The organism is Chromohalobacter sp. 11-W, assembly GCF_029889905.1.
Lineage (GTDB): Bacteria > Pseudomonadota > Gammaproteobacteria > Pseudomonadales > Halomonadaceae > Chromohalobacter.
This window is the reverse complement of sequence record NZ_JARANZ010000013.1, coordinates 1-11,902: the sequence shown is the minus strand read 5'-3', so window position 1 is coordinate 11,902 and position 11,902 is coordinate 1. Positions and strand designations below refer to the sequence as shown.

10 protein-coding genes and 3 tRNA genes are annotated in these 11,902 nt (G+C 62.0%); 12 read left to right on the top strand and 1 reads right to left on the bottom strand.

Annotated elements, in window-relative coordinates:
* Positions 1 to 3: 3 nt before the first annotated feature.
* From pqqD to nadA, 9 genes are all read left to right on the top strand, one after another.
* The gene (pqqD, locus tag OP494_RS15620) at positions 4 to 285 is read left to right on the top strand and encodes a pyrroloquinoline quinone biosynthesis peptide chaperone PqqD (protein WP_280542176.1); all 282 of its coding nucleotides are present in this window, start codon (positions 4 to 6) and stop codon (positions 283 to 285) included.
* The gene (gene pqqE / locus OP494_RS15615) at positions 282 to 1,397 is read left to right on the top strand and encodes a pyrroloquinoline quinone biosynthesis protein PqqE (RefSeq protein ID WP_280542173.1); all 1,116 of its coding nucleotides are present in this window, start codon (positions 282 to 284) and stop codon (positions 1,395 to 1,397) included. The genes pqqD and pqqE overlap by 4 nt, the downstream gene beginning before the upstream one ends.
* A 153-nt stretch (positions 1,398 to 1,550) precedes the next feature.
* Positions 1,551 to 2,426, top strand: coding sequence for a ScpA family protein (locus OP494_RS15610; RefSeq protein WP_280542308.1), 876 nt, complete (start codon positions 1,551 to 1,553; stop codon positions 2,424 to 2,426).
* Positions 2,423 to 3,334 (top strand): SMC-Scp complex subunit ScpB, encoded by a 912-nt coding sequence (scpB, locus tag OP494_RS15605; protein WP_280542172.1) that lies wholly within the window; start codon positions 2,423 to 2,425, stop codon positions 3,332 to 3,334. The genes OP494_RS15610 and scpB overlap by 4 nt, the downstream gene beginning before the upstream one ends.
* Complete coding sequence (rluB, locus tag OP494_RS15600) at positions 3,331 to 4,191, top strand: 23S rRNA pseudouridine(2605) synthase RluB (RefSeq protein ID WP_280542170.1); 861 nt, start codon at positions 3,331 to 3,333, stop codon at positions 4,189 to 4,191. The genes scpB and rluB overlap by 4 nt, the downstream gene beginning before the upstream one ends.
* Before the next feature lie 68 nt (positions 4,192 to 4,259).
* Positions 4,260 to 4,334, top strand: a tRNA-Lys gene (locus OP494_RS15595).
* A 55-nt stretch (positions 4,335 to 4,389) separates the two neighbouring features.
* A tRNA-Lys gene (locus OP494_RS15590) sits at positions 4,390 to 4,464 on the top strand.
* Between the two features lie 34 nt (positions 4,465 to 4,498).
* A tRNA-Lys gene (locus OP494_RS15585) sits at positions 4,499 to 4,573 on the top strand.
* A 204-nt stretch (positions 4,574 to 4,777) separates the two neighbouring features.
* Entirely contained in the window at positions 4,778 to 5,809 is a 1,032-nt protein-coding gene (nadA, locus tag OP494_RS15580; RefSeq protein ID WP_280542169.1) for a quinolinate synthase NadA, read from the top strand.
* 37 nt (positions 5,810 to 5,846) lie between these two features.
* Here nadA and nadC read toward each other — a convergent pair whose 3' ends face one another.
* Entirely contained in the window at positions 5,847 to 6,701 is an 855-nt protein-coding gene (nadC, locus tag OP494_RS15575) for a carboxylating nicotinate-nucleotide diphosphorylase (protein ID WP_280542166.1), read from the bottom strand.
* A gap of 182 nt (positions 6,702 to 6,883) precedes the next feature.
* On the opposite strand from nadC, the gene ampD reads away from it, so the two are divergent.
* The 3 genes from ampD to OP494_RS15560 all read left to right on the top strand — a co-directional run.
* On the top strand, positions 6,884 to 7,456 hold the full coding sequence (ampD, locus tag OP494_RS15570; protein WP_280542164.1) for a 1,6-anhydro-N-acetylmuramyl-L-alanine amidase AmpD: 573 nt from the start codon (positions 6,884 to 6,886) through the stop codon (positions 7,454 to 7,456).
* Between the two features lie 315 nt (positions 7,457 to 7,771).
* Positions 7,772 to 10,462 carry a pyruvate dehydrogenase (acetyl-transferring), homodimeric type gene (aceE, locus tag OP494_RS15565; RefSeq protein WP_280542163.1) on the top strand — a complete coding sequence of 897 codons (2,691 nt, stop codon included), beginning with the start codon at positions 7,772 to 7,774 and terminating at the stop codon, positions 10,460 to 10,462.
* Between the two features lie 156 nt (positions 10,463 to 10,618).
* The coding region (locus OP494_RS15560; RefSeq protein WP_280542161.1) for a biotin/lipoyl-containing protein at positions 10,619 to 11,902 on the top strand (1,284 nt) is incomplete at its 3' end.

The following is an 11,902-nucleotide window of genomic DNA, read 5'->3' as shown; positions in this document are numbered from 1 at the left end:
GTTATGACAGCGATTCAGGAAAGCGACATCGTGCGCCTACCGCGTGGTGTCAGGCTGCGAGAAGACAAGCAGCGGGGCGGCTGGGTACTGCTGGCCCCTGAGCGAGTCTTCCAGCTCGATGGCATCGCACAAACGGTAGTTAGTGAAGTAGACGGCGAGCGTAGTGTCGGCACGATCATCGATCGACTGTGCGAGACCTATCAGGCGCCGCGCGAGCGCATTGCCGAGGATGTGACGACCATGTTCGCTGGGTTGGTCGAGAAACGTGTCCTGGAGGTCGCATGACACATTCGCAGGCGCATGCCGTGCAGCCGCCTATGGGGATGCTGGCGGAGTTGACGCACCGTTGCCCGCTGCAGTGCCCGTACTGCTCCAACCCAGTGGCGCTGGAACGCCGTCGCCAAGAGTTGGATACCGCGACCTGGCAACGCGTCTTCGCCGAAGCCGCCGAGCTTGGCGTGCTGCAAGTCCATCTCTCGGGTGGAGAGCCCGCGCTGCGCCCCGACTTGCCCGAGCTGGTGACGGCCTGCGTTGACGCGGGCTTGTATTCCAATCTGATCACCGCCGGCGTCAACATCGACCGCCCCCGGCTGGAGACCCTGGCGGACGCGGGCCTCGATCACGTTCAACTGTCGTTTCAGGGCGCGACGCCCGAGGTGACGGACCATATCGCCAACATGGTCGGCGCCCATGCACGCAAGCGCGCCTTCGCCGCCGAGGTGACGGCGCTTGGCTTACCGCTGACGCTCAACGCGGTGATCCATCGCGCCAACCTGCATCAGATCGATGAATTCGTGGATCTGGCCGTAGAATTGGGCGCGCGGCGTCTGGAGATCGCCCATGCGCAGTACTATGGCTGGGCGCTGGTCAATCGCGCGGCCCTGATGCCGAGTCGCGAGCAGGTCATGGAGGCTATCGAGCGGGTCGAGGCCGCGCGTGAGTGTCTGCAAGGGCGTCTTGTCATCGACGCCGTGGTGCCGGACTACCATGCGCGTCTGCCCAAGCCCTGCATGAATGGCTGGGGACGCCAGTCCCTCAATGTAACGCCCTCGGGCAAGGTGCTGCCGTGCCATGCGGCGGAGACGATCCCGCACTTGGAGTTCTGGAATGTCGTGGATCATGGGCTGGACGATATCTGGTACGACAGTCCGGCCTTCAACGCCTATCGCGGTACGGATTGGATGCCCGAGACTTGCCAGAGCTGCGAGCGCAAGGAAATCGACTGGGGCGGCTGCCGTTGTCAGGCGCTGATGCTCACCGGTGACGCTGCGCAGATGGACCCGGTATGCGAAAAATCGCCTTATCACGATGACGTGCAGACCTTGGCGGTACGCGATGCCTCGGGTGCGCCCGAGTTCACTTATCGACGTTTCGCGCGGACGACCGAGGGCGCCTGACGATCCACCGACACGTCTTGCATGACGCGGGCGTGTTCGCCTCCCGGTGGCCTTGCTACACTGCGCGTTTGTCGAAGGTCGCGCCGTGAGGCGCAATCGAGGAGAGCGTCACGCGTGAGTGATACCGCCGAGCCCGTCAGTGCCGATACCGCCTTGGCCGCGTCCCAAGCGGCGGTATTGGCGCGCCTGCACGATCAGCCCATCACCGAGCTGCCGGAAGATCTCTACATTCCGCCCGAAGCGTTGCGTGTCTTTCTCGAAACCTTCGAAGGGCCGCTCGATTTATTGCTGTACCTGATCCGGCGTCAGAACCTCGACATCCTGGGCATCGACGTAGCGGCGATCACGCATCAGTACATCGAATACGTCGAGCTGATGCGGGCCCTGGAGATCGATCTGGCCGGCGAGTATTTGCTGATGGCGGCGATGCTGGCGGAGATCAAGTCGCGCACGTTGTTGCCGCGTCCGCCCAAGGGCGAGGACGAGGACGCCGAAGATCCGCGCGCCGAGCTGATCCGCCGCCTGCAGGAATACGAGCAATTGAAGCTGGCCGCCGAGGGGCTGGATGAATTGCCGCGCGAAGGGCGCGATTGGGTGGCGGCTCAGGCGGCGCTGCCCACGCTCGAGACCCGAGTGGTTCATCCTCAGGTCGAGCTGGATGAGCTTCTGCATGCCCTGTCGGGACTGCTCAAGCGGGCCGAGTTTCAGCAGTCTCACCAGATCAGCCGCGAGGTGCTATCTACCCGCGAGCGTATGCTACGTATCATGGAACAGCTGGACGGCCAGCGTTATACCCTGTTCGAGGCGTTGTTCACGCTCGAGGAGGGGCGCGCGGGCGTGGTGGTGACCTTCATGGCGATTCTCGAGCTGGCCAAGGAGGCGATGATCGAGATCGCGCAGAACGCGCCGCTGTCGCCGATTCATGTGCGTGCCCGGTTGGTGGCCGAGGCGGTCGACGATACCGCTGGGACGGACGATGACGACGGCGGAGAAAGCGCCTTCGCCGATGCCGAAGAGGATCCCCGATGAACGAGGCGCCGACGTCTCTCGACGAAGTCTGCGAAGCGGCGTTGTTGGCCGCCGGCGAACCGCTGACCTCCGAACGCCTGGAGAGCCTGTTCGATGAGCGTGAGCGCCCATCGCGCGGTGAGCTGCGCGATGCCTTGGCGCGCCTCGGCGAGCGCCTCGAGCATAGCGCTCTGGAACTCATCGAAACCGCCTCAGGGTTTCAAGTGCGCATTCGTGCACGTTTTTCGCCTTGGATATCGCGGCTGTGGGATGAAAAGCCGCAGCGTTATTCGCGCGCGCTGCTGGAGACCTTGGCGCTGATCGCCTATCGTCAACCCGTCACCCGTGGCGATATCGAGGAAGTGCGCGGGGTCTCGGTGAGCAGCTCGATCATGCGTACCCTGACCGAGCGGGGATGGATCCGCGTCGTGGGACAGCGTGATGTGCCGGGGCGGCCCTCGGTTTATGCCACTACGCGTGCCTTTCTCGACGACTTCGGCCTCAAGACCCTCGATGCCCTGCCGCCGATGCACGAGCTCAAGGAATTCGAGACGCGTTTCGAGGAGGCTCTGGGGCACGATAAGGAAACGTTGGGGCAGGATGAGGCGGATCATTCATCGGCGCGTGACAGTCACGCCGACAACGTCGAGAATACGTCACCGGTAGAGGATGCGTCGCAGGCAACGTCGCCATCCGAGGCCGAGCCAGACACGATAGATACGACGACGGCCGGGACGGCCGACGATCAGCACGCCGGGACGGCGTCCGAGCGGTCGGGAGTGAGCTTCGCCGAACTCGAAGCTCGCCTGGCCGAACGCGCCCGCCGACGGGAAGAGAAAGCCGGGGCGTCACCTGCAGAGGGTGACACCAACGCTTTTGACGCGGCGGACGCGGAACATTCAACAGACGAGACAACGTTCGATTCATGAACACGCCTACCGAAAAATTGCAGAAGGTACTGGCCCGCGCGGGCTTCGGCTCGCGCCGTGAGATGGAAACCGCCATCACCGATGGTCGCGTCAAGGTCAATGGCCAGGTCGCCACACTGGGCGATCGCATCGAGACGCGTGACCGGGTCACTCTCGACGAGCGCCCCGTCAACCTGCGCGATGCCGAGGAAGTGCCGCGGCGCGTCATCATGTACAACAAGCCCGAGGGCGAGTTGTGCACGCGCCGCGATCCCGAAGGACGGCGGACTGTCTTCGATCGCTTGCCGCGCCTCAAAGGCGAGCGTTGGATCGCCATCGGTCGCCTGGATATCAACACCAGCGGTTTATTGTTATTCACCACTGACGGAGAACTCGCGAACCGCTTGATGCATCCCTCCACGCAGGTCGAGCGCGAATACGCGGTACGCGTAATGGGCGGCGTTCGCCCGGAAAACGTGACCGCCATGACCGAGGGGGTGATGCTCGAAGATGGTCCGGCGCGCTTCACCGATGTCCAGGAGTTCGGCGGCGAAGGCATCAATACGTGGTTCCACGTGGTGATTCTCGAAGGGCGCAATCGCGAGGTGCGGCGTCTCTGGGAGTCGCAAGAGCTCACGGTGAGCCGCCTCAAACGCGTTCGTTACGGCAATATCTTCCTCGATAAACGCGCCAAGGCGGGCGAATGGGTCGAACTTTCCCAGGAAGAGGTAGATGACTTGGCGCAATTGGCGGGTCTGTCGGCACGCAAGGTTCCCGCGTTGACGCCTGACGAGAAGAACCGCTGGAGCCGCGATAAGAACAAGCGCCGCCCGGTCAATGCCATGCGCAAGCCGAAGAGTTCTCGGCGCTCGCAGTGAGCGGCTTTCCAGCAAAAAAATCTTGTCAATGTCGAGTGTTATCAGTACTATGTGCGCCCTATCGGGACGGGTCGTTAGCTCAGTGGTAGAGCAGTTGGCTTTTAACCAATTGGTCGTAGGTTCGAATCCTACACGACCCACCATTGTCCAGCGTCCTTGAGTGGCGTGGCGCGATGTACGTTTCGAAGACCCGGCGGCGGGTCGTTAGCTCAGTGGTAGAGCAGTTGGCTTTTAACCAATTGGTCGTAGGTTCGAATCCTACACGACCCACCATTGCCGCCGACAACTGTCTGAATGGGCAGGTTATGGGTCGTTAGCTCAGTGGTAGAGCAGTTGGCTTTTAACCAATTGGTCGTAGGTTCGAATCCTACACGACCCACCAGCATTCAACCCCGTCTCGCATGAGGCGGGGTTTTTGCGTTCTGGAGCCATGCCCCGGTGACGATATTCGTGTGAACACGGTGCTGGCGAGCCGGCATCGACGGGCAGTATCATGAAATCGGGTGCGGTGTGTCCGCGAAGAGATCGCGGCGCGGCGCTTCTCGTTATGCAGGGGGAGCCCCTGCCAGTCACAGTGGTAGACACGATGACGATCATGACACCGAAAGCGCCTGAGGCAGCCTCGTCGCTGGCCCGTGCGTATTGCCCGGTCGCGCCGAGTGCGCAGGCACGTGCGCAGACTGAAACGATCACGCGTTTGCTGCGCGAGCGTAATGCCACCTTGGTGGCGCATTACTACACCGACGATGCCATTCAGCAGCTGGCCGAGGAAAGCGGCGGCTGTGTGGCCGATTCCCTGGAGATGGCGCGCTTCGGCGCCCGGCACTCGGCCACGACCCTGGTGGTGGCGGGCGTCCGCTTCATGGGCGAGACCGCCAAGATCCTGTCCCCCGAGAAAACCGTGTTGATGCCCACGCTGGAAGCGACCTGCTCGTTAGATGACGGCTGTCCGGCGGATGAGTTTGCGGCGTTCTGCGATGCGCACCCCGACCGCACGGTCGTGGTCTATGCCAATACCTCGGCGGCGGTCAAAGCGCGCGCGGATTGGGTGGTGACCTCGTCGATCGCGGTCGAGGTCATCGAGCATCTCCAGGCCAGCGGCGAAAAGATCCTGTGGGCGCCGGACAAGCACCTGGGACGTTATATCCGCGAGCGTACTGGCGCCGACATGCTGCTCTGGGATGGCGCCTGCATCGTGCACGAGGAGTTCAAGGCCCAGGGTGTGCTGGATCTTAAGAAGGTCTACCCCGACGCCGCCTTGCTGGTGCATCCCGAGTCGCCGATGGGAGTGGTCGAGCTGGCCGACGTAGTGGGCTCGACCTCGCAACTGATCAAGGCCGCGCGCGAACTCGACCAGCAGCGCCTGATCGTGGCCACCGATCGTGGCATCTTCTACAAGATGCAGCAGGCGGTGCCGGAAAAGACGCTGTTCGAGGCGCCCACGGCGGGCAATGGCGCGACCTGCCAGAGTTGTGCGCACTGCCCGTGGATGGCAATGAATGACCTGGATCGCCTCGAGCGCGCCCTCAGTGAAGGTGGTGGCGAGATTCACATTGAGGCGGCGCTGCGTCAGCGGGCCCTCAAGCCCTTGGAGCGGATGCTGGCGTTCGGTCGCTGAGCCCGCTAGATCAACGGAAACGACCGTATGAGGATCGTTAAAGCATTTCGGTGCGTACGACACGCATCGATAGATCGACGGCTTTGACGTCCTTGGTCAACGCGCCGATGGAGATGCAGTCGACTCCGGTTTCGGCGATATCGCGCAGGGTTGCTTCGCTGACATTGCCGGAGGCTTCCAGGCGGCTGCGACCGGCCGTGCGTGCGACTGCCTCGCGCAGCGTCTCGAGATCGAAGTTGTCGAGCATGATGGTGTCTGCGCTGGCGGAGAGTGCGGCGTCGAGTTCGTCGAGCGTTTCTACTTCTACCTCCACCGGCAGGTCGCTGGCGATGCGGCGCGCGGCGGTGACGGCCTTGGCAATGCCGCCGCAGGCGGCGATATGGTTTTCCTTGATCAAAAAGGCGTCGTGTAGCCCGAGGCGGTGGTTATGGCCGCCGCCGCAGGTGACGGCGTATTTCTGCGCCAAGCGCAGGCCGGGCAGGGTCTTGCGCGTATCCAGCAGTGCCACGCCGGTGTCGGCGACCAGTGCCCTGTAATCGCGCGTGCGCGTCGCCGTGCCCGAGAGTGTCTGCAGCAGGTTGAGGGCTGCGCGCTCACCGGTCATCAGGCTGCGCGCGGGGCCTTCCAGCTCAAGAAAGGTCTCCTCGGGCGCCAGGGCATCGCCATCGGCGGCATGCCAATGGAGTTTGACGCTCGGGTCGAGACGCCGATAAAGCTCGTCGACCCAGGCCACCCCGCACAGCACCGCGTCCTCGCGGGCCACGACGCGCGCCCAGGCCCACTGTTTGGCGGGAATCAACTGTGCGGTGATGTCGCCGGGGCCGACGTCCTCGGCCAGCAGGCGGGCGGCACTGGTGCGGATATCCTCCGCGAGAGCTTCGCGATATTGCATGTCAGGCGCCTTTCTTTGATGTGCGACAATAGGGGCATTATATCGGGATCACGGCGATTCGGTCAGGGGGACGCTGGTCATTCGCGCGCATCCTGAAAAGTTCGTCTTAAGCAGTACGTTTCGAGAAGTACGTTTCGAGAAGTACGTTGCGAGCAGTACGCCCTGAAAAGATAGGAGCAGGCATGCGGGTCGACAATCACTGGCTCACCACGGCGCGGCACGTCGTCTCGCCCAATCATAATGCGCGCCCCGAAGGGGAAGTATCGGCATTGGTGCTGCATGCCATCAGCCTGCCGCCGGGAAACTTCGGTGGCGATGCCATCGAGCGTTTGTTCACCAATCGTCTCGATCCCGCTGCGCATCCCTACTTTGCCACGATTCACGCCTTGCGGGTCTCGGCGCATGTGCTGATTCGTCGCGACGGTGAAGCAGTGCAGTTCGTGGGGTTCGACCGGCGCGCCTGGCATGCCGGTCGCTCGCGTTGGTGGGATGGCCAGCGTGAACGTCGTGAACTCAACGATTTCAGTATCGGTATCGAGCTGGAGGGCGACGACATTCATGCCTATCGTGACGCGCAGTATCGCTGTCTGGTGCGCGTGTTCAGTGCCTTGCAAGCGCACTATCCTGCCTTGAGTGTCGAACGGATGACCAGCCACGCGCATATCGCGCCGTTGCGCAAGACCGACCCCGGCCCGGCCTTTGATTGGGCCTATTTTCGTCGTTGTCTCGAGGAAGTAGAGGGCGCGGCGTCTTGAGGCAACGCATGCGTGTAAATTCACTACATCGTGTAAACCTTTGTCGCATCTCTTTGATATGGCCTAAGCGGGTGTGAGCAATAAGTATTTTGCAGGTCGCTTGCGGCCTATCGAATTGGCAGCAGACAGCGTTTGCGGTATCGTCGTGTCCTGAATTCGTGCGTCTTGCACGCCCCGCTGTAAGGAAATTACAGAAAGTTTTCTCGGAGACACGACCCAAAGAAGGTCGCGCCCGCACTGAAGAGCGCCACAGGCCCCATCGCGATGCGTAGACGGGCCATGACCGACATACAATCTTCATTCGGAGAGACGTCTATGAGTCTGGAGGCAAGAAACGATCTCGATCCGATCGAAACCACGGAATGGCTGGATTCCTTGGCCTCGGTCATCGAGCATGAGGGCGAAGAGCGCGCTCGGTACATCATGAGCCGCTTGGCGGATCGTCTGCGTCGCGATGGCTCTTCTCCCCCCTTTTCCGGGACCACGCCGCATCGCAATACCATTCCGATGCATCGCGAAGCCAAGATGCCCGGTGACATGTTCATCGAGCGCAAGATTCGTTCGGCCATCCGCTGGAATGCGATGGTTCAGGTGCTGCGCGCCAACAAGAAGCACAAGGGTCTGGGCGGTCACATCGCCAGCTATCAGTCCAGTGCCACGCTTTATGAAGTCGGTTTCAACCACTTCTTCCGTGCCGACAACGGTGACCACAAGGGCGACCTGCTGTATATCCAGGGGCACGTCACGCCGGGTATCTATGCACGTTCGTTTCTGGAAGGCCGCCTGACGCAGGAGCAGATGGATAACTTCCGTCAGGAAGTCGACGGCGAAGCCCTGCCGTCCTACCCGCACCCGTACCTGATGCCGGATTATTGGCAGTTCCCCACGGTTTCCATGGGACTGGGGCCGATCCAGGCGATCTATCAGGCCCACGTGATGAAGTACCTGCATTCGCGTGAGCTCGAGGACATGCAGGACCGCAAGGTCTGGGCCTTCCTCGGCGACGGCGAGTGCGACGAGCCGGAATCGCTAGGCGCGCTGCATCTAGCCAGCCGCGAGAAGCTCGATAACCTGATCTTCGTCATCAACTGCAACCTGCAGCGTCTCGACGGGCCGGTACGCGGTAATTCGCGTGTCATCGACGAGCTCGAAGGGGTCTTCCGCGGTGCCGGTTGGAACGTGATCAAGGTCGTCTGGGGCGGTCAGTGGGACCCGCTGTTCGAACAGGACACCAAGGGCATGCTGCAAAAGCGCATGGACGAGGCGGTCGACGGCGAGTACCAGAACTACAAGGCCCAAGGCGGCAAGTACACCCGCGAGCACTTCTTCGGCAAGTACGATGAAACCGCGGAGATGGTCAAGGACTACTCCGACGAGCAGATCTTCCGTCTCAATCGCGGCGGTCACGATCCGCAGAAGGTCTACGCGGCCTACCATGAAGCGGTCAATAATGCTGGCAATCGTCCCACCGTCATCCTGGCGCACACCGTCAAGGGCTATGGCATGGGCGGCGGTAGCGGCGAAGCCGACATGGAAGCTCACCAGATCAAGTCGATGGATACCGACGCGCTCAAGACGTTCCGTGATCGTTTCGGCGTGCCGATCACTGACGAGCAGATCGAAAGCGGCGACATCCCGTACTACAAGCCCGACGACGATAGCCCGGAGATGAAGTATCTGCATCTCCAGCGCGAGAAGCTCGGCGGCTTCTTGCCGGCGCGCAAGAACGACTTCGAGGCACTCGAGATACCCGGGCTCGACGACAAGATGTTCGCCAGCCAGCTCAAGGGCTCTGGCGATCGCGAAGTATCCAGCACCATGTCCTTCGTGCGTGTGCTCAACGGTCTGGTCAAGAACAAGCAACTGGGCGCGCGCGTGGTGCCGATCATTCCTGACGAAGCGCGTACCTTCGGGATGGAAGGCATGTTCCGCCAGTTGGGTATCTACGCCGCCGAAGGGCAGAAGTACGAGCCCATGGATGCCGGCCAGATCATGTACTACCGCGAGGACCAGAAGGGCCAGATCCTCGAGGAAGGCATCACCGAAGCCGGTTCCATCTCCGCGTGGATCGCGGCGGCGACGGCGTATGCCAACCACCACCTGCCGCTGATTCCGTTCTACGTCTATTACTCGATGTTCGGCTTTCAGCGCGTCGGTGATCTGGTCTGGGCTGCCGGCGACCTGCAGGCGCGCGGCTTCATGATCGGCGGTACCGCTGGGCGCACGACCATCAATGGCGAGGGTTTGCAGCACCAGGATGGCCACAGCCATATCCTGATGTCGACCGTGCCGTCGTGCCGTGCCTACGACCCGTGCTATGGCCACGAGGTCGCGGTGATCCTGCAGGATGGTCTGAAGCGCATGTTCCAGGACAAGGAAAACTGCTTCTACTATCTGACCGTGATGAACGAGAACTACCCGCACCCGGAGATGCCGAAGGGTAGCGAGGAAGGCATCGTTCGCGGCATGTACCTGCTTCAGGAAGGCAAGAAGGACGGTCGCAAGAAGCAGCCGCGCGTGCAGCTCATGGGCAGCGGGACGATTCTCCGCGAGGTCGAAGCCGCCGCCGAGATGCTGGCGAACGAGCACGATGTCGTCGCCGATGTGTGGAGCGTGACCAGCTTCAACGAGCTGCGTCGCGAAGCGCTCGAATACGACCGGCTGCAGTTCCTCGACTACGATGAGAAGCGTGAGAAGCCGTGGGTGTCACAGCAGCTGAAAGATGTCGAGGGGCCGGTCATCGCCTCGACCGACTACATGAAGCTCTACGCCGATCAGATTCGTGCTTGGGTACCGAGTGACTTCCATGTGCTGGGGACCGATGGTTTCGGGCGTTCCGACACGCGTGAAGCGTTGCGTCGTTTCTTCGAAGTCGATCGCTATTACGTGACCATTCAGGCGCTGCGTGCGCTGGCCAGTCGCGGTGAAATCGACGCCAAGGTCGTCAATGATGCCATGAAGAAATACGGCATCGACCCTGCCAAGCCCAGCCCGCTGGTGTCTTGAGCCCCGTTGATGTCATGGACTGAAGTGTCCCATCAAGGTGCCGCCACCGGTTAGACGCGGTGGCGGCCATGGCCAGATTGCCTGGTCTGGTCGTATTGCCCGGGTGCGATGTATTGCCGGGACGACCAGACTGCCAGATTGGAAAGGAGCGCGACCTTGAGTAGCGAAATCATCAAAGTTCCCGATATCGGCGGCAGTGACGGCGTCGAGATCATCGAGGTGGCGGTGTCCGAAGGCGATGTCATCGCCGCCGAAGACACCATGATCACGCTGGAGTCTGACAAGGCCAGCATGGACGTCCCGGCGCCCAAGGGCGGCAAGGTCGTCAAGGTGTTGGTCAAGGAAGGCGATAGTGTCTCCGAGGGCGACGATATCCTCGAGCTCGAAGCCGAAGGTGGCGACGACGGTCAGGACGATAGCGACGCCGACGCGTCCTCTCAAGAAGATGCCAAGTCCCAGGACGACGCCAAGTCTCAGGAAAAGGACGAGGCCGAGCCCGAGAAGACGGCGCCGAAGAAGAAGTCTTCCGGCGGCGGCAAGCGCACCGTTGAAGTGAAGGTGCCGGACATCGGCGGCAGCGAAGGCGTCGAGATCATCGAGGTGCCGGTCAGTGAAGGCGATGAGGTGAGCGCGGAAGACACCTTGATCACGCTGGAATCAGACAAGGCATCGATGGATGTGCCGAGCCCCTACAGTGGCAAGCTCGTCTCGCTGGCGGTCAAGGAGGGCGACAGCGTCTCCGAGGGTGACCTGATCGGCAGCATGGAGATCGTCGACGAAGGTGACGACGCAGACGGCGAGACCGACGAAGCGCCGGCGGAAGGCGACTCCGGTAGTGCCGAGTCGGACGCGGATACCGAAGAGCAAGACGCCGAAGACGAGACGCAAGAAGGTGGCGACGAGGGTGGCCGCAAGGAACTCCGCGTCCCCGATATCGGCGGTAGCGAGAACGTGCCGATCATCGAAATCGCCATCGGTGAGGACGATGAGATCAGCGAGGAAGACACGCTGGTCACGCTGGAATCCGATAAGGCTTCAATGGATGTGCCTAGCCCCTACAAGGGCAAGGTCGTCGAAGTCTCGGTCAAGGAGGGTGACAGCGTCTCCGAGGGCGACCTGATCGGCTATATAGAGGTGGCCGGTAGCAAGAAGCCGGCCAAGAAAGCCGATGCCGGCAAGAAGTCCGACGCTGGCAAGGCGGATCAGAAGGCTGATTCCGGTCAGCAAAAGGCGAGCGCTTCCAAGTCGACGTCGTCTACCAAGCAGCCCACGGGCGAGCCGAGCCCCGAGGCACGTTACAAGCAAGGCGACGACAAGACGGCGGGCGCGCATGTGCATGCCGGCCCGGCGGTGCGCATGCTGGCGCGCGAACTGGGCGTCGATCTGGCCCAGGTCACACCCACCGGGCCCAAGAACCGCGTGCTGAAGGAAGACGTGCAG